This window comes from Flavobacterium orientale (assembly GCF_014638005.1).
In the GTDB taxonomy this organism is placed as follows: Bacteria; Bacteroidota; Bacteroidia; order Flavobacteriales; family Flavobacteriaceae; genus Flavobacterium; species Flavobacterium orientale.
Genome location: NZ_BMFG01000003.1, coordinates 60,547 through 78,984, shown reverse-complemented (window position 1 = coordinate 78,984; position 18,438 = coordinate 60,547). Strand labels below are relative to the sequence as shown.

Annotated in this window: 13 protein-coding genes; 9 read left to right on the top strand and 4 right to left on the bottom strand. The window is 34.0% G+C overall.

Features of this window, described 5'->3' with window-relative positions; all coding sequences use genetic code 11:
* Window positions 1-278: 278 nt before the first annotated feature.
* The 3 genes from IEV15_RS04970 to IEV15_RS04960 all read left to right on the top strand — a co-directional run bounded on the left by IEV15_RS04970 (window position 279) and on the right by IEV15_RS04960 (window position 2,686).
* Window positions 279-1,196 (top strand): hypothetical protein, encoded by a 918-nt coding sequence (locus IEV15_RS04970; protein WP_188361408.1) that lies wholly within the window; start codon window positions 279-281, stop codon window positions 1,194-1,196.
* A 301-nt stretch (window positions 1,197-1,497) separates the two neighbouring features.
* The gene (locus IEV15_RS04965; protein WP_188361407.1) at window positions 1,498-1,899 is read left to right on the top strand and encodes a carboxypeptidase-like regulatory domain-containing protein; all 402 of its coding nucleotides are present in this window, start codon (window positions 1,498-1,500) and stop codon (window positions 1,897-1,899) included.
* Window positions 1,900-2,203: 304 nt separating this feature from the next.
* Window positions 2,204-2,686: a hypothetical protein gene (locus tag IEV15_RS04960; protein WP_188361406.1), complete on the top strand. Its 483-nt coding sequence runs from the start codon at window positions 2,204-2,206 to the stop codon at window positions 2,684-2,686.
* A gap of 99 nt (window positions 2,687-2,785) precedes the next feature.
* Here IEV15_RS04960 and IEV15_RS04955 read toward each other — a convergent pair whose 3' ends face one another.
* Window positions 2,786-2,962 carry a hypothetical protein gene (locus tag IEV15_RS04955; protein WP_188361405.1) on the bottom strand — a complete coding sequence of 59 codons (177 nt, stop codon included), beginning with the start codon at window positions 2,960-2,962 and terminating at the stop codon, window positions 2,786-2,788.
* A 260-nt stretch (window positions 2,963-3,222) separates the two neighbouring features.
* Here IEV15_RS04955 and IEV15_RS04950 point away from each other — a divergent pair, with 260 nt between their 5' ends.
* Both IEV15_RS04950 and IEV15_RS04945 read left to right on the top strand, forming a co-directional pair.
* Window positions 3,223-4,149, top strand: coding sequence for a PfkB family carbohydrate kinase (locus IEV15_RS04950; protein WP_188361404.1), 927 nt, complete (start codon window positions 3,223-3,225; stop codon window positions 4,147-4,149).
* 266 nt (window positions 4,150-4,415) lie between these two features.
* A complete protein-coding gene (locus tag IEV15_RS04945) occupies window positions 4,416-6,314 on the top strand; it encodes an amidophosphoribosyltransferase (protein WP_188361403.1) in 1,899 nt (632 codons plus the stop codon).
* A gap of 528 nt (window positions 6,315-6,842) precedes the next feature.
* On the opposite strand, the gene IEV15_RS04940 is transcribed toward IEV15_RS04945, so the two are convergent.
* The gene (locus tag IEV15_RS04940; RefSeq protein WP_188361402.1) at window positions 6,843-7,451 is read right to left on the bottom strand and encodes a superoxide dismutase; all 609 of its coding nucleotides are present in this window, start codon (window positions 7,449-7,451) and stop codon (window positions 6,843-6,845) included.
* Between the two features lie 109 nt (window positions 7,452-7,560).
* Between IEV15_RS04940 and IEV15_RS04935 the strand changes: the two genes are divergently transcribed.
* The 4 genes from IEV15_RS04935 (at window position 7,561) to IEV15_RS04920 (ending at window position 16,265) form a co-directional block, all read left to right on the top strand.
* On the top strand, window positions 7,561-10,731 hold the full coding sequence (locus IEV15_RS04935; protein WP_188361401.1) for a UvrD-helicase domain-containing protein: 3,171 nt from the start codon (window positions 7,561-7,563) through the stop codon (window positions 10,729-10,731).
* A gap of 20 nt (window positions 10,732-10,751) precedes the next feature.
* Window positions 10,752-11,945, top strand: a complete 1,194-nt coding sequence (kbl, locus tag IEV15_RS04930; RefSeq protein ID WP_188361400.1) for a glycine C-acetyltransferase — start codon at window positions 10,752-10,754, stop codon at window positions 11,943-11,945.
* A gap of 112 nt (window positions 11,946-12,057) precedes the next feature.
* Window positions 12,058-13,446 carry an OmpA family protein gene (locus IEV15_RS04925; protein WP_188361399.1) on the top strand — a complete coding sequence of 463 codons (1,389 nt, stop codon included), beginning with the start codon at window positions 12,058-12,060 and terminating at the stop codon, window positions 13,444-13,446.
* A 62-nt stretch (window positions 13,447-13,508) separates the two neighbouring features.
* A complete protein-coding gene (locus IEV15_RS04920; RefSeq protein WP_188361398.1) occupies window positions 13,509-16,265 on the top strand; it encodes a PD-(D/E)XK nuclease family protein in 2,757 nt (918 codons plus the stop codon).
* Here IEV15_RS04920 and IEV15_RS04915 read toward each other — a convergent pair.
* Together IEV15_RS04915 and IEV15_RS04910 are read right to left on the bottom strand one after the other, a co-directional pair.
* The gene (locus tag IEV15_RS04915; protein WP_188361397.1) at window positions 16,262-17,488 is read right to left on the bottom strand and encodes a hypothetical protein; all 1,227 of its coding nucleotides are present in this window, start codon (window positions 17,486-17,488) and stop codon (window positions 16,262-16,264) included. The two genes, IEV15_RS04920 and IEV15_RS04915, sit on opposite strands and share 4 nt — an antisense overlap.
* Window positions 17,489-17,565: 77 nt before the next feature.
* On the bottom strand, window positions 17,566-18,360 hold the full coding sequence (locus IEV15_RS04910; RefSeq protein WP_188361396.1) for an alpha/beta fold hydrolase: 795 nt from the start codon (window positions 18,358-18,360) through the stop codon (window positions 17,566-17,568).
* Window positions 18,361-18,438: the final 78 nt, after the last annotated feature.

Here is an 18,438-nt window from a genome sequence, read left to right as displayed (position 1 = left end):
TGCCTTTTTATTTTACCTAGGTTTTAACACCAGCTCGTGCGATCGTCTCGCTCTTACCCATATAGAGAATTAAATTTTTTTATCTTTGAAAAGCAACCTGAGTTTCTTTCATGTCCACTTAATTGGAAATATAGCAGTGAAAGAAATTTTGTAATTGATGACCAACCTGTTTTAGCGATTGATTTGAATTAGAATGCTAGTACGAGCGAGACGCTAGTACCAGCCGGGGGAAGAGCCTCTAGAAGTTAGTAAAAGTCCAAGATATTTTTTAAATAATTATGAAAAATAATATTCTAGAAAAACATGTTGAAGCTATTTCAAAACACACAGAAGTTAAAGTATCCAATCTTTATAAAATGTTGTTTGCAGAATTTGAAACAAATTATTTGGACTATCGAGCATATGTCTTTTATGCTGATTACTTTTCCTGGTATCAGGATAAGTATTTTGATTCAGAAAATGCACAATTGGTTTTAAATTCTATTCTAAATCATGAAAACTGGTTTGAGATTATTGACAGTTCTACAAAATCTATAGTAGTTAAAAAGTATGATGAAAATGGTGGTTTTTCAGTTTTGTATAAGTCACCTAAAACTGTAAATAGAATATTTATTTATGATTTGATAGAAGTTTCAGGTCAAAATCATATATCAACACCTGAGTTTATTCATAAAATTAGGATTGAATCAGCTAAATTAAATTCTCTTAATTTTGATAGTATTCAAAAAGAGTTTATAACAACACCAACATTTACAAGAAAAATTTCTTCACGTTTTGAAATTTTAGATTCAGAAGATCAAGAAAAATGGTATGTAGTATTTCTCCATTTAATGAAAATTCATTTTGAGAATATGGTTGTAGTAAAGAAAAAGGAAGTAATAGTTTTAAAAAAACTTAGTGATAAAGTAGATTTTATTATTAAAATTGATAAAAAATCTTTTTTTAAAGAATTAAAACTCGGAAGAATTCATATACATCTAATAAACTCAAAATCTGTTTTTTTAGTTTTTAATACTATTGAATATCCTTTAGAACTTTTTTTCCCATCGTCTTCTTTATCATTTCATATAACAAAGAATATCGAAAATAATCAAATTAATTTGAAATTATTAGATGTTTACTTGGCTAGTCATTCTTATTTACTAAATCAATATTTTGAAATTTTGGGTGATATTGGTAATTTCCAAAATTACTGAGTTTGATAAACTGGTGTTATAATGCTTTGTGTTATTCGGATTATGGTATCCTTACCCCTCAGCTAGTGCGAGCGTCTCGCTCGTACCCACAAAGAGAATTAAATTTTTTTATCTTTGAAAAGCAACCTGAGTTTCTTTCATATCCACTTAATTGGAAATATAGCAGTGCAAGAAATTACGGAAATCAAGACGAAAATGTTTTAGCGATTGATTTGAATTAGATTGTGGGTACGAGCGTGACGCTCGAAACAGGCCAAAGGACATATTAATGAGACGGGGAATAAGCCTAATAAATTTATAAATGGAAAAGTTAAGTAGAATAAACAAGGTATTAATTTTATTTTTGATTTGTGTTCTTGTGTATTCCTGTGCGAATAATAAACTAACTCAACAAACCGTTACAAAAGGTTCTTATACCTTGTTGGGTAAAAGGGAAGTGGAAAGTGCCAGTATTATTGGGTTTGTAAAAGACAAAAAAACTGGAAATATTCTTTCTTCTGCAAATGTGTCAATTGATTGTAATAATGTTATTGGTGTTGTAACGGATGAGAAAGGCTATTTTGCACTTGAAGTAGTTCCAGGTAATATCCAAATTAAAGTATCAAGTGTTGGTAATAACGATTTAAAAACCAGAACTATAAAAATAAAACCGAAAGAACAGATACAGATTAACTTTTACTTGGGAACATTTGAGATAAGGTAATGTTCTATAACTAGTGATGAACGAAAAAATAATAATTTATCCATTTGAAATTTATAAATACAAATTAAACCCTAAAAGGCAAGCGTAAGGTTTGCCTTTTATTTTGCCCCCGCTCCCGCACGAATCCCTTCGTGTGGTTCTATTAAAGAAAATTTTTACTATTTTTGAATTAAAGCAAAAGTAGGAGAGAAACTATAAATTTTATAATGCTGAAGGACTTTATTTATTGTAAAGCCACACGAACGGATTCGTGCGGCAGCGGTGGGGTTAAAAGTAAAAAAACATAAGTAAAATATCTATTTTTATGAAAACACATAGTTTAATCGTTTTAATATCATTATTGATTATTTCTTGTAATAAAAAAGATAATAATAAGACTAAAGAATTGACTGATTTCTTATATACAAGTGATTTACAAATTGAAAAAATTGAGAAAGATAGTTTATTAAAAAGAGCTATTAATAATGGTGATTCTATTGCATACAAAAAAATTTCAAGAAACTTTTTATCTTCTAATAGAGCGTCTGAATTTTATATTTACTCATTTATGATGGCAAATGAGCATAATTCTGCTAAAGCATTTTATGATTTATATGATATTATGATGTTTTCATCTGATTATATCAATCAATTTAACCGAAAAAAATCAAAAGAAATGTCAATTTATTATTTGTTAAAATCATATGAATTAAATTATAAAGCAGCCGAAAGAGATATTAAAGACTATTTTGATGTTAATAATGTTCCGTCATCGAAAGTTTACTTTGATAGTATACAAAATAGGTAATGTTGCATAATTAGTGATGAACAAAAATTTACAAATTAACTATTTGTAAATCAATAATTAAATTTAAAAACCCAAGGCAAGCTTATTAGTTTGCCTTTTTTATTTTACACTGGTTTTAACTCCATGCTCTAAAATGATGCGGTTCATTGTTTCCACTACCAAAGGTTTGTCCTTTTCTTCGCATAGTAACGCATCGTAAACGTATAAAACATTTATATTAACCGAGTTGAGGTATTTGATAACATCGGTCATTATTTGAACTTTAACGGTAAACATTTTACGGGATGTGTTTTTATAGCCGTTTTTCTTTTTGTCTTTGTAAATGTTTGACAGCCTATTTGTTTCCTTTTTGGGATACTAATCAAATTGGCTGATATAAAAACATTTCAGACTCAGTGCTATCTTAATTTCACAAAAATCCTATTAACTCGCTCCGGTTAAAAACCGCCATTTTTTTATATAAACTTTGGCTGTTTAAACAGTTGTAACTTTGTTTCCTATCCACTATCTTTGCACCTCATTTCAAATCATAAAAAATGAACAAATTGCTTATCGTTGGGACCGTTGCTTTTGATGCTATTGAAACCCCTTTTGGTAAAACAGACAAAATACTAGGTGGAGCCGCTACTTTCATTGGTTTATCTGCTTCGTTTTTTGATGTCGATTCGGCCATTGTTTCGGTTGTTGGCGAAGATTTTCCGCAAGAGTATTTGGATTTATTATCAGATAGAGGCATCGATATTTCGGGAATTGAAATTGTAAAAGGCGGCAAAACGTTCTTTTGGAGTGGCAGATACCATAATGATTTGAACTCAAGAGATACTTTAGTAACAGAACTAAATGTATTGGCTGATTTTCAACCGAAAGTACCGGTAGGTTATCAAGATGCAGATGTGGTGATGTTGGGCAATTTACATCCGATGGTGCAAATCAGTGTTTTAGATCAAATGACTGAAAAACCAAAGTTGGTTGTATTGGACACGATGAATTTTTGGATGGATTGTGCCTTACCGGAATTACACCAAGTGATGAAAAGAGTAGACGTGATTACGATTAACGATGAAGAAGCCCGTCAACTTTCCGGCGAATATTCATTAGTGAAAGCGGCTGCAAAAATCCATACGATGGGTCCGAAATATGTAGTAATTAAAAAAGGCGAACACGGAGCCTTGTTGTTTCAAGGGAAAGAAATTTTCTTTGCTCCGGCTTTACCGTTAGAAGAAGTGTTTGATCCAACCGGAGCAGGCGATACGTTTGCCGGTGGTTTTTCAGGATTTATCGCTCAAAGCGAAAACATTTCGTTTGGCAATATGAAAAACGCCATTATTCATGGCTCTAATTTAGCTTCTTTTTGTGTAGAGAAATTTGGAACAGAGCGAATGCTTGTTTTGGAAAAAGAAGAAGTTTATGACAGATTAAAACAATTTAGAGCTTTGACTCAATTTGATATAGAATTAGAATAAAAAAGTGTGCCTCGAAATTTCGGGGCATTTTTTATAGAAATAGTTTATAAGCCGTTGAACCAAATAGATACATAGTAAAAGAGTTAGATAGATCAGTTCCTGATTCACAAAGCTATGTTTTACTTTAATAGAGTGAAACGTCTTTAGTAATTTTGTAAAACCTATGTATCTATGTGGTAAAATAAAATAAGCGAAACTAATTAGTAAAATTTAAGAACAACCTACAATAAGAACTGAAATATATTCAGTTTAAACAACACAACACAATGAGTGACAACTTAAAACACGAATGCGGCATTGCCCTTTTACGATTAAAAAAACCGTTGCAATTTTATAAAGACAAATACGGAACGGCTTTTTATGGGATACAAAAAATGTATCTTTTGATGGAAAAGCAGCACAACCGTGGTCAAGATGGGGCAGGTTTTGCGAGTATCAAATTTGATATGGAGCCCGGACAGCGTTATATCAGTCGCGTTAGATCCAATCACGCCCAACCTATTCAGGATATTTTTACACAAATAAACGAACGCATCAATGAGGAGCTTACTGAAAAACCGCAGTTTATTGATGATGTAGCTTGGCAAAAAGAAAATTTACCGTATATCGGCGAGTTGTTTTTAGGGCATGTTCGTTACGGTACTTTTGGTAAAAACAGCATTGAAAGTGTGCATCCGTTTTTGCGTCAAAACAATTGGATGCATCGAAACTTGATTGTAGCGGGAAATTTCAACATGACTAATGTTAAGGAGTTGTTTGAAAACCTGGTTGAGTTGGGACAACATCCAAAAGAAATGGCCGACACGGTTACTATTATGGAAAAAATAGGTCATTTTTTAGATGATGAAGTGATTGAGCTCTATCAAGAATGCAAAAACAATGGCCTTTCCAAAAGAGAAGCTTCGCCTGTTATTGCAGAAAAATTAGATATAGCAAAAATTTTAACCAAAGCATCAAAGAATTGGGATGGTGGCTTTGCGATGGCCGGACTTTTAGGTCATGGCGATGCATTTGTGTTTCGCGATCCCGCCGGAATCCGTCCTGCGTTTTTTTATGAAGATGACGAAATCGTGGTGGTTGCCTCTGAAAGGCCGGTAATTCAAACGGTTTTCAATGTGCCTTTCGAAAAAGTGCAAGAATTAGATCCGGGAAAAGCATTGATTATAAAAAAGAATGGTTCTTTTTCCATGGAACAAATTTTGGAACCTTTGACAAAGAAAGCCTGTTCGTTTGAACGCATTTATTTTTCCAGAGGAAGCGATGCCGAAATTTATCAAGAACGTAAACAATTGGGAAGGTTAATTCTTCCTGCGGTTTTAGATGTAATTGAAAACGATACCGACAACTCTGTTTTTTCTTATATTCCCAATACGGCTGAGACTTCTTTTTACGGAATGGTGGAAGCGGCTCAAGATTTTTTGAACCAACGAAAAAACAAATACATCTTAAATAACCGAAAAACATTAACGAAAGAAAAACTAGAAGAAATCTTATCGGTTAAAATCAGAACAGAAAAAGTAGCGATTAAAGATGCCAAACTACGCACTTTTATTACAGAAGACAGCAGTAGGGATGATTTGGTGGCTCACGTTTATGATGTAACCTACGGGGTTATTAAACCGACAGACAATTTGGTTATTATTGACGATAGTATTGTTCGTGGCACCACGCTTAAGAAAAGCATCATCCGAATGATGGACCGTTTGAATCCGAAACGAATTGTTGTGGTTTCATCGGCTCCACAAATTCGTTATCCGGATTGCTACGGCATTGACATGGCAAAATTAGAAGGATTGGTAGCTTTTAGAGCGGCATTGGCGTTGTTAAAAGAAACCAACCAATATCACATTGTTGATGAAGTCTATAAAAAGTGCAAACAACAAGAGAAATTAAAAGACGCAGAAATTGTTAATTATGTTAATGAAATCTATGCACCGTTTACGGACCAACAAATTTCGGATAAGATTGCAGAAATGCTAAGTTCTTCGGATATCAAAGCCGATGTAAAGATCATATTTCAAACGGTAGAAAATTTGCATATAGCTTGTCCGAATCATTTGGGAGACTGGTATTTTACAGGGGATTATCCTACAGCCGGAGGTAACCGAGTAGTGAACCGAGCCTTCATGAATTTCTATGAAGGAAAAGATGCAAGAGCTTATTAAAAGGCATTTGCTACTTTTTAACGACTTTTATTGCATTTCATCTAATTTATTTGTTAAATGCTTTAGCATAACTGTACATTTGAACTTACCATAGCATTAGTAGGTTAAGTTTATGGTAGATTTGGGGCAAAAAGGGTGGAAGCAATTCCACCTTTTTTATTTTATAAAGTCTGCATCAAGTAACTTCACCCCTTTTTTTTCTCCATTTTCGTTTTAAAAGAACCCTTTTATTTATCCCAAAAACTTCAATTGTTGCTTTGTTTTTTAACAAAAACCACCTTTTAAACTAGTATTATTACCTTAATTCTGTAATAGATTACAATCAAATCTACAAAAACCACATATTACAACCTATTTTTAAGTGTTTTTATTGATTTATTGACCTACATTTGTACTTACCATAGTACGCACGGTTAAGTTTATGGTAGATTTGGGGCAAAAAGGGTGGAAGCAATTCCACCTTTTTTATTTTATAAAAAAACGACTCCGTTTAGAGAGTCGTTTTTTAAAACTGTATGTTAGACTTGTTTATTTCTCAATAGCAAATCGTCTTGATACTTCAGCCCAATTTACAACTTTAAAGAAAGCTTCAATATAGTCAGGTCTTCTGTTTTGATAATGTAAGTAATAGGCATGTTCCCAAACATCCATTCCTAAAATAGGAGTACCGCCACAGCCAACACCAGGCATTAATGGATTGTCTTGGTTTGGCGTGCCACAAACATCTAATTTGCCACCTTCTTGAACACATAACCATGCCCAACCTGAACCAAATTGCGTAGCACCCGCTTTCGAAAATTTTGCTTTGAATTCTTCAAAAGAACCAAAATCTCTTTCAATTGCATCTGCTAATTCTCCTGTTGGTTCGCCTCCACCATTAGGAGTCATTACCGTCCAAAATAAGTTGTGATTGTAAAAACCACCACCATTATTTCTAACAGCAGCATTCGTTTTATCTAAGTTGATTAGTATGTTTTCAATGGTCAAACCATCAAGATCTGTTCCTTCAATTGCCGCATTTAAGTTATTGGTATAGGCAGCATGATGTTTTGAATGGTGGATTTCCATTGTTCTTGCATCAATATAAGGTTCTAATGCATTGTATGCATAAGGTAATTGTGGTAATTCAAAAGCCATGGTCGTTATTTTTTATGTTTTACAATAGTTGCATCAAATTTAAACAATTAACTTTGGAAAAGGAAATACTATTTCATTATAGTTGTATTAATATAAAGAATTATTCCAATTGAGTAGAGCAGCTTTTTCAATTTACAACGCCTCAGCCGGTTCGGGCAAGACATTTGCCTTAGTAAAAGAATACTTGAAAATAATTTTGGCATCACCCAAACAAGATGCTTATAAGACTATTTTGGCCATTACTTTTACAAACAAAGCAGTGGGCGAAATGAAATCGAGGGTGGTTGAAAACCTTTCGCAATTTGCACAAGAGCAACCGTCAGATAAAGCCATGGCTATGTTGCACAAAATTGCGGAAGAGTTGCAAATGACGCCACTTGAAATCAAGCAAAAAGCCAGAATCATTTTAAAGCATTTGATTCATAATTATGCTTCGTTTTCTATTTCTACCATTGATAAGTTTACTTCCACTGTTATTCGAACGTTTGCACACGATTTGAATTTGCCGAGCACGTTTGAAATTTCCACAGAAACCGAAAATTTACTTCAAGAAGCCATTGATGCTTTGATCTCTCAAGCGGGGACCGATGCTGTTTTAACCAAGCTTTTAGTCGATTTTGCCATTGAAAAAACAGATGACGACAAATCATGGGACGTTACCCGAGATATAAAAGAAATCGGAAAATTGTTGTCTAATGAAAATCACCGCCATGAAATTGAAGCCTTCAGAGAAAAATCAATTTTAGAATTTGTTGCTATAAAAAGTGATTTGCTCCAAAAAATCAAAAGTGGCAAGCAAGAATGCATCACACTTTCAACTGCTGCTTTTCAATTGATTCAAGACCATCAATTGGATGAAAAATCATTTAACAGAGGGATGGTTTATAAGTTTTTTTTAAAAAATTCAAAAGGAGAATTTGATAGTAAAGCCAATTCGCTACTGAATTATTTTGAAGAAGGCAGTCGCTATTCGAAAGCGTTACCTCAACATCAAAAAGATGCTGTAGATTTACTAATGCCCCGTTTGTTGGAGTTTTATACTTCATTTAACGCCAATGCCAACAGACTGTTATTGCTCACCGCTTTTTTAAAAAATCTGAATCCGTTATCGCTATTAAACCAAGTTAGTATCGAGTTATTGAAAATTCAAGAGGAAAAAAACATCCTTTCCATTTCGGAATTTAATAGTATTATTCACGAAAAAATTCAAAATCAACCGGCTCCGTTTATTTATGAACGGATGGGCGAACGCTACAAGCATTTCTTTATTGATGAGTTTCAAGACACTTCTGTTATGCAGTGGCAGAACTTGATTCCGCTGATAGACAATGCCTTATCGAGCGAAGATTTGACCGGTGAACAAGGAACGCTAATGATTGTTGGCGATCCGAAACAAGCCATTTACCGATGGCGTGGCGGCAAAGCTGAACAATTTATCGAATTGTTTAAAACGGAAAACCCCTTTTCCAATCCAAATAAACAGCAGTTTCCGTTGGACACCAACTGGAGAAGTTACACTGAGATTATTGACTTCAACAACCGTTTTTTCAACTTTATGGCCAATAATTTTGAAAATCAAGATTATAAAGAATTGTATGAAAAGTACAGTTGGCAAAAAAGCAATGCTAAAAAAGGTGGTTTTGTTTCGATACGTTTTATTCCAAAATCAGAAAAAAGTGAAGGAGAATCTGCGGAAGACGATTGGACCGATTCGGATAGTTATCTTCAAAAAACGTTAGAAACTATAGAAAAAGTGCTAGCCAAAGGATTTTCATATAAAGATATTGTAGTGATTACGAGAAAGAGAGATCCCGGCGTAAAAATTGCGGCTTTTTTAACGGAACATTCCATTCCTATTGTGTCTTCAGAAACGCTTTTGATTGCCAACAGCAAAGAAGTTCAGGCTATAATTCAGTTTCTCTATTATTTATCCAACGAATCCAATAAAGAGGCGAAAGCCAAGTTTTTGTATTATTTGGCGAGATATTGTCAACATAAATTGTCGGTGCATGATTTTATAGACCAAGGTTTGAAAATTGAAAAAGAAGTCGCATTTGAATCGTGGCTCGAAACGTTTGATTTGTTTTTATCCTTCCAATCCATTCGGAAAAAGTCGTTGTATGAAGCCGTTGAAGTTTTACTGCAAACCATTTCGCATACAGAAAAAACAGATGCTTACATTCAGGATTTCTTAGATCGGGTTTTAGAATTTGAATTTAGAAATCAAACCGGAACACTTGAGTTTTTAAATTATTGGGAAACCAATTGTCATAAATTCAGTATTCCCTCTCCTGAAGGAAATAACGCCGTTCGATTGATGACAATTCACAAATCGAAAGGTTTGGAATTTCCGGTGGTTATTTTTCCTTTTGCAGAAGAAGACTATAGTCGTTCGCCAAAAGACAAATTGTGGATAGCGGTTGATGAAGGTAATTTTGGATTGCCCAAAGCCTTGATTGACAATAATTCCTCTGTTGAAGGTTTTGGCGAGGAAGCCGCATCGTTATATACAATTAAAAAACAAGAAGAACTACTTGACAATGTGAACTTGTTGTATGTAGCATTGACTCGTGCGGAAGAACAACTTTATATAATCTCTAAAATGAATCTTTTAAAAGATGGTGAGGCAGCCAAAAATAACATGTCCTCTTTTTTTATCAACTATCTGAAAAGTCAAAATTTATTTGATTTAAATCAATCGGACTATACTTTTGGAAGTGAAGAAAAACTTTCTTCAGCGTCATCCGATGTATCTACATTAAAAAAGATACCGCAACTTAATGCGATTTTTGATTTTGATTCGATTAAGATTGCACATCGCGAAAGTTTGATGTGGAACACCAAGCAACAATCGGCTATAGCATTCGGAAATTGCATTCACGAAATTTTATCTCATGTAAAATCAACAGCTGATGTTGAAATAGCGATACAAATTGCGATTGAAAGCGGCATCATTCACAAAGAACAAAAAGCAATAATAGCAGAAACGCTGCAACAAATTCTATCTCATCCGGAATTAGCCGTTTTCTATCATAAAAACAATCAAGTACTCAATGAGCAAACTATAATTCAAAAAAGCGGGCCCATTTTAAAACCCGATAGAATTGTACTTTTTTCGGCAAATGAAGCCGGACTACTTGATTACAAAACCGGATTGCCCAAATCAAGTCATGTTACACAAGTGGCCACTTACTGTCAAGCTTTAGAAAGCATGCATTATAATGTAACAAAAAAAGCATTGGTTTATATTGGAGAAAAAATGGAAATAGTACATTTGTAAAAAAACAACACCTAATTATTATGTACGGCAAAATACAACAACATTTACAAAGCGAATTAGAAACCATTGAAACAAATGGATTGTTTAAAACAGAACGCGTTATCACTTCGCCGCAAGGAGCAGAAATTACGATTGCCTCCGGAGAAAAAGTTTTAAATTTTTGTGCAAACAACTACCTTGGGTTGTCGTCACACCCTGAAGTAGTACAAGCTGCAAAAGACGCTTTAGATACGCATGGTTTCGGAATGTCATCCGTTCGATTTATTTGTGGAACTCAGGATATTCATAAAACATTAGAGAAAAAAATCGCTGAATTTTACGGAACAGAAGACACTATTTTATATGCGGCAGCTTTTGACGCCAACGGCGGTGTTTTTGAACCTTTATTAGGAGAAGAAGACGCTATTATTTCTGATAGCTTGAATCATGCTTCCATTATTGATGGGGTTCGATTATGTAAAGCAGCACGTTATCGTTATGCAAACAATAATATGGCTGACTTAGAGCAACAATTGATTAAAGCCAATGCCGAAGGAAGAAGGTTTAAACTCATTGTAACTGATGGTGTTTTTTCAATGGACGGTTTGGTTGCACCGCTTGATAAAATTTGTGATTTGGCAGACACCTATGACGCCATGGTCATGGTTGATGAATGTCATGCTGCCGGATTTATCGGAGCTACCGGAAAAGGCACCTTGGAAGCTAAAGGAGTCATGGGACGCGTAGATATTATCACCGGAACTTTGGGAAAAGCATTAGGTGGAGCTATGGGAGGTTATACCACAGCTAAAAAAGAAATCATCGAAATTTTAAGACAACGTTCGCGACCTTATTTGTTTTCGAATTCCTTAGCCCCATCAATTGTTGGAGCATCCATTAAAGTTTTCGAATTATTGGAAAAAGACACTTCGCTTAGAGATACCCTTGAAGCCAACACCAACTATTTTAAAAACGGCATGAAAAAAGCAGGTTTTGATATCATAGATGGCGACTCTGCTATTGTTCCTGTGATGTTATATGATGCAAAATTAGCTCAGGCAATGGCCAATGAATTATTGAAAAAAGGTATTTATGTTATAGGCTTCTTTTACCCGGTTGTACCAAAAGAAAAAGCGAGAATAAGAGTGCAATTATCAGCGGCACATACACAAGAACATTTAGACAAAGCTATAGATGCATTTGTTTCTGTTGGTAAGGATTTAGGTGTAATTTAACATGTCGTTTATAATTCTTATTAAAAATAGTTAACGTTTCGTTTTGTAATTACAACAAAACACTATATTTTTGCATCAATTAACAATCTTTTGTAAACAAAACAAATCAAGTATGAAACATCTTAACAAATTATTTATTGCTTGCCTATTATTCATTGGCTTAGGAGCTAATGCACAGGATAGCAATAATCCATGGGCAATAACTATTGGAACAAATGCTGTCGATGGAGCAAGGGTAAGTGCGTCGGAAAGTTTTACTAATCAATTTTCTGAGTTCTTTAACTTAAGAGACTTTTGGAGTGTTGCTCCTTTTGTGTCTACTGTTGGAGTAACAAAACATGTTGGCGGAAACTTCTCTTTTGGAGTAACAGGTTCGGTTAACAAAATTACTAAATTCGTATTACCACGAGAAAAACCGGCAGATTTTACAGTTGTGGATCCGGGTGATTTAATGTACTATGCAGTAGATGGTGCTATCAACTACAGCATTGGAACCTTCTTAAACTTCATTGAGCCTGTTGCTCATGTTGGTGGAGGTTATACTTTTTTAGGTGATTACAGTGCAGGTAATGTAAATGGTGGTTTAGGAGTAAACTTTTGGTTTACTGAAACTATTGGACTTTCATTACGTTCTACTTACAAGCATTCATTTGCTGAAGAAAGATTAGAAGTTCCAACTCACATGCAGCACATGGCAGGTCTTACTTTCAAATTCGGAGGTAAAGATACTGACGGTGACGGAATTTATGACAGAGACGATGAGTGTCCTGAAGTTTTCGGTCTTGCTGAATTCAACGGATGTCCAGATACAGATTTAGATGGAATTCCTGATCATAAAGATGATTGTCCTGATACATTTGGTATTGCACAATTCAATGGTTGTCCTGATACAGATGGAGACGGAATCATGGATAAAGAAGACGATTGTCCTGAAGTAGCCGGTTTAGCTTCTTTAAGAGGTTGTCCTGATACTGACGGTGATGGTATTGCTGATAAAGATGATAAATGTCCGGATGTTGCCGGTCCAAGAGAAAACAACGGATGTCCATGGCCAGATAGAGATGGTGATGGTGTTCTTGACAAAGATGACAAATGTCCTGATGTTAAAGGAACTGTAGCTAACAACGGTTGTCCTGAAGTATCTGAAGAAGTTGTTAAACAATTGAATGATTTCGCTAAATCAATCTTATTTGATACAGGTAAATCTACAATTAAACAAGTTTCTTTCGGAACATTGGCTTCAATCAAAAATGTAATGAATGAATATCCATATGCTAGATTCAGAATTGAAGGACATACAGATAGTACAGGTTCATTAGCATTAAACGAAAGACTTTCTAAAGAAAGAGCAGCTGCTGTTAAAGATTACTTAATCGCTAACGGTGTTGATGCTTCAAGATTAGAGTCTGAAGGATTTGGGCCATCTCGTCCAGTTGCAGATAACAAAACTGTAGCAGGTAGAGCACAAAACAGAAGAACTGAAGTTGTTGTTATAAAATAATTTCTTTTTAAATAAGTTTAAAAACGCTCCGTTATTCGGGGCGTTTTTTTTATTTTTATACAATGCCTGAAAACACCTTTTTACAAAAGCTTTCTAAAACCATCTTCGAAAAATATGGAAGTGATTTTTCGAATCTTATTGTTGTTTTGCCAAACAATAGGGCAAAAATATTTCTGTTAGAAGCTTTAAAGGAAGAGAGCCAACACACTTTTTTTGCACCTACAATTATAAGTATTGAGACCTTTATTGAAGAAGTTTCCGGACTTCGTTCTGTTGATTCTATTGAAGTGCTTTTTGAATTTTACACTATTTATTGCTCCATAACGGTAAAAGAGGAAATTCAAACTTTTGAACTTTTTTCAAATTGGGCCAAAACGTTACTGCAAGACTTTAATGAAATAGACAGGTATTTGTTAGAACCCGATCATGTGTTTTCTTATTTAAAAGATATTGAAGCCATCAAAAGATGGGATTTAGAGCCACAAAACAAAACGGAATTAATAGATAATTACCTAAAGTTCTGGCACAACATGCCAGTTTATTATACAGAGCTTTATAATGAATTACTAAAAAAAGGAGTAGGTTATCAAGGATTGCTTTATCGCGAGGCTGTTGCCAACTTAAACCATTTTAGTACTGCTATTGGCAATAAAAAATATCTTTTTGCGGGATTTAATGCTCTTAATCAAGCTGAAGAAAAAATTATTCAAGAACTGCTCTCCCTCAATATTGCTACCATTTTCTGGGATGCAGAGGCTACTTTTCTAAATGATCCGTATCATGATGCCGGATTGTTTGCCAGAAAAATTAAGAGTACTTGGCGACATTATAAAACAAACCCCTATGAATGGATTTTTAATCATTTTAATGAGCCTAAAAACATTCAAATACTTGGTACTCCAAAAATGATTGGACAAGCCAAATTAGCCGGTGCTATTTTGCATGACATCGCTAAAGAAACACCGCTTAAAAATGTGGCTGTAATTTTAGGCGATGAAACGATATTAATTCCGCTATTGTATTCGTTGCCGGCTGATGTTACAGAGCTCAATATTACGATGGGTTATTCCGGAAAAAACAATCCGGCTCAATTGGTAGTGAATAAATTGTTTAAAATGCATCAAAATGCGGTAAACAGAAGCAAGAGCAGTTATGTTTATTATTATAAAGACGTTTTAGATGTTTTAAACAATGCTTTAATTGAACCTTTTGTAGCTGCCAAAAAATTAGTAACAGTTATCAATTCTAACAATTATACATTTATAACCAGAGACAAGCTTTTTGAAATTCAAAAAGAGCCCAATTCTTTGTTTTCGCTTCTATTTGAAAAATGGGATGCTTCACCAACTGTTGTTTTGGAAACTATTTCAGCAATTTTAATTGAAATTAAAAACCAACTTTCAAACGATTCTGAGAGCAATAAAATTGCAAAAGCTTTTTTGTATTCTGTTTATAAAGTCATAACAAAGCTTACTACTTATTGTTCGAATCATGAGGCCGTTCAGAACCTTACTGTTTTGTATTCTATTTATAAACAAATAATTGATTTAGATGAAGTTTCTTTTGAAGGCGAACCACTTCAAGGGTTGCAGATAATGGGTGTTTTGGAAAGTAGGGTTTTAGATTTTGACACGGTTATTATTACTTCAATGAATGAAGGCACTTTTCCGGCGGGAAAATCTCAAAATTCGTTTATCCCTTTTGATGTAAAACGCGAACTGGGTTTGCCGACATTTAAAGAAAAAGACGCTATTTATACCTATCACTTTTATCATTTGCTGCAACGAGCCAAAAATGTATATCTTTTATATAATACAGAATCAGAGGGAGTTGATGCCGGTGAAAAAAGCCGATTTATTACGCAATTGGAATTTGAAAAACACACGAATCATTCCATAACACACGAATTATACAATGCCGTATTGCCCGAAAAAGCAAACGAAACGGTAGTTATAGAAAAATCAACAAGTGTGATGGAACGCTTGGAAGCCCTTTTTTCAACCTCGCTGTCGCCTTCATCAATTACTACTTATATTCGAAACCCTATTCAGTTTTATTTTCAAAAAATATTGCGAATCTCTGAAGTGGATGAGGTGGAGGAAAACATTGCCATCAACACCTTAGGAACTATTATTCACGAATCTTTGGAAGCATTATACAAGCCTTATTTGAATTCGCTGTTGACGGTTTCCATTATTGATAAAATGTTGGAATCAGCAGATCAAGTAGTGTTGCAACAATTCAAAATGGTTTATAAAGAAGGCGAGATTACCAAAGGTAAAAACCTATTGGCTTATGAAGTGGCCAAACGAAATATTTACAACTTTTTGCACTATGAAAAGAAACTACTAGAAGCCGGCGATATCGTTACGGTTTTGTATCTCGAGCACAACTTTCAACAAGTATTGATTGATGATCGATTGCCTTTTCCGGTAACTATTAAAGGAAATGTGGATAGAATAGAATTACGAAACGATACACTTCGGATTATCGACTACAAAACCGGTAAAGTGGAACAACGAAGCTTAGCCATTGAGACATTTGAAGGTTTAACTCTTGCTATCAAAAATGACAAAATCATTCAGTTGTTGTGTTATGCCTTTATGGTGCAGTCAACCTTTCCCAATGTAGCGATGGAAGTAGGCATTATTTCTTTTAAAAATTTGAAAGCAGGATTCATGCCTTTTCAAATTAAAGAAGGAAGGGATGTGATAACCAACGAAATTGACGATTCTATTTTGGAAAATTTCAAAACGGAATTACTTGATTTGTTGCTTGAAATTTTGAATCAAGAAATACCTTTTGAGGAGAAAATTTAGAAAATAGTATAAGCGGCAATTATACTGATTTCTGAGTTTACTTGATTCCAATCGTAGATGTAATTGATACTATTCTGAGCCGCATTTATCCTAAGGCCCAAGCTGTATTTTTTATCATATTTGAAACCTACACCAAAACCCGCATAACCTTCGTTTCTGGCGTCCAAAATTAAAGTTCTTATTGGATCCGGATCGCTTTCAGTAGTTAAAACACTTACTAATTCATTTTTACCTGCATTTAATGAGGTAATACTGTAATACCCTTCCAAATAGATACTGGATTTTTCATTAATGAAAAAATAATATTTTAGCCCTAACAGAAAATCTATTTTATTGATATCTAAGGAGGTATTTGATGTGAAATTTGGAGCTGCCGTTTCTACATAAGAAGTGCTAAGACTTAGATATGATAATTCTGCAAAAGCACTGATGTTTCTCTTTTGTAAAGGCAATATGAGTTCAAATTGACTTCCTGCTCTGAACGTAGAAACATTTGAACTTGAATTATTTATATAAAAATCTGAACCGGATTCAAATGTTGATTTTATCAAACTAAGTCCTGCGAATAAATTAATATTCAATTTTGATTTATTCTTTTGAGTATACTTAACTATCGTACTGTTTGAGCAGGTATTGTATTTTTCAAAATATTTTATTAGTTCCTTTTCACGATAATTAATGCTGTTTACAGCTAGCTTAGAATCGCCACAACTAACATCGGTGTTTAATTGATACACAAAATCTTTGTTAGTCATCACATGGGTGTTGTTGTGCAAGTAGGATTTAAAAATTAAAGGTTTTATAGGGTTTTCATCCACTCTGTAGAAATATCTTGTTTTTCCATTGGTTTCATAAACAAACAAGTCTGCTTTTGCGTCGATAAGCATTTTTAATAATAACACTTTTTTTTCAAAAACAGCTTCTCTTGTTGCTGTTAACTCATCTAATTTTGAAGACGAAGTTTCAAAATCTACTGAAGCTTTGATATACTTCAACTTATTGAAAATTTCAAATGACTTCAAGTCTTTTAAATCAACTATAATTTCGGTATTACTTTGATTTAAAAATTTTATACTTTCCGGATTATCAGACCAGTTTTCATTTTTTATTTGACAGTCCAAACTGGTTCCATTTTCGAATTCAATTTTACCATTCTCCCATGTATTTTGAGAGAATAAACTTAATGATACCAGCAAAAAAGTAAAAAGTATATAGTTTTTCATTTGAAATAATTTTCTCAAAAATAGAAAAAATATTAATTTTTCCTACTATTTTACAGTGTTTATAGTTTAATTTTCTGTTAAATTTTCTTCAAGAACCCAAGTAAAACCGTTTTTAACTCGGTTTCATTTTCAATATGACTCATGTGTCCATCGGGAAATGTAACCAATTCTACTTTGGTTTTTTCTATTTGTTCCAGACTGTCTTCATAGTTTAAAACACCATCTTTTTTACCTAAAATCAACACAATAGGATAGGAAGAAAAATGAAACAACACCTCTCGGTCAATTCGTATTTTCATACCTTCTAAAGCGGCAACAATACCTTGAAGCGGTGTTTTTAGAGCTTCTTTTTTCACCTTTTCAATAACATCGCTCAGTCGTTCCCGATTGTCTTCACTAAATAAATTGGCAATAGACATTCTCACAAAAGCGGTATGATTTTGTTTTACGGCAACTATGGCTCGATCCCGGTTTTGTTTTCGTTCTTTACTATCAGCTCTTGAAGTAGAATTCAATAAAGCCAATCCTTTTACAGCATCCGGATACAATTCTGCAAAAGCCAATGCCACATAACCACCCATGGAATGACCCATAAACACTGCTTTTCTGATTTTGAGTTCACGCAACACTTGATGAACCATATCGGCTTGATCTTCCATGGTGTGAATGTAACCCAGACATTCTGTGTCACCATGACCTAATAAGTCGATAGCAATTACTCTGTTTTTTTTAGAAAAATCGGCCATAAAAGCATTCCACATCGAAAGGTTTTCTAAAAAGCCGTGTAATAGCACAACGGCTGTTCCTTTTCCAATGTCGGTGTAGTTGATTTTGGTGTTTTTGTATAGTATGTTTTTGGTTTCAGGTTTCAAGTTTCGGGTTGAAAAGTTGGTTTGGCAAAGTAAATTATAACTAAATTAAAATCCAATGGGAACACAGATTTTAATAAT

Coding starts and splice junctions, on each gene's coding strand:
- IEV15_RS04945 (WP_188361403.1), top strand. CDS start 4,416: ATGAGTGACAACTTAAAACACGAATGCGGCATTGCCCTTTTACGATTA.
- IEV15_RS04925 (WP_188361399.1), top strand. CDS start 12,058: ATGAAACATCTTAACAAATTATTTATTGCTTGCCTATTATTCATTGGC.
- IEV15_RS04960 (WP_188361406.1), top strand. CDS start 2,204: ATGAAAACACATAGTTTAATCGTTTTAATATCATTATTGATTATTTCT.
- IEV15_RS04965 (WP_188361407.1), top strand. CDS start 1,498: ATGGAAAAGTTAAGTAGAATAAACAAGGTATTAATTTTATTTTTGATT.
- kbl (WP_188361400.1), top strand. CDS start 10,752: ATGTACGGCAAAATACAACAACATTTACAAAGCGAATTAGAAACCATT.
- IEV15_RS04970 (WP_188361408.1), top strand. CDS start 279: ATGAAAAATAATATTCTAGAAAAACATGTTGAAGCTATTTCAAAACAC.
- IEV15_RS04955 (WP_188361405.1), bottom strand. CDS start 2,962: ATGTTTACCGTTAAAGTTCAAATAATGACCGATGTTATCAAATACCTC.
- IEV15_RS04940 (WP_188361402.1), bottom strand. CDS start 7,451: ATGGCTTTTGAATTACCACAATTACCTTATGCATACAATGCATTAGAA.
- IEV15_RS04950 (WP_188361404.1), top strand. CDS start 3,223: ATGAACAAATTGCTTATCGTTGGGACCGTTGCTTTTGATGCTATTGAA.
- IEV15_RS04915 (WP_188361397.1), bottom strand. CDS start 17,488: ATGAAAAACTATATACTTTTTACTTTTTTGCTGGTATCATTAAGTTTA.
- IEV15_RS04920 (WP_188361398.1), top strand. CDS start 13,509: ATGCCTGAAAACACCTTTTTACAAAAGCTTTCTAAAACCATCTTCGAA.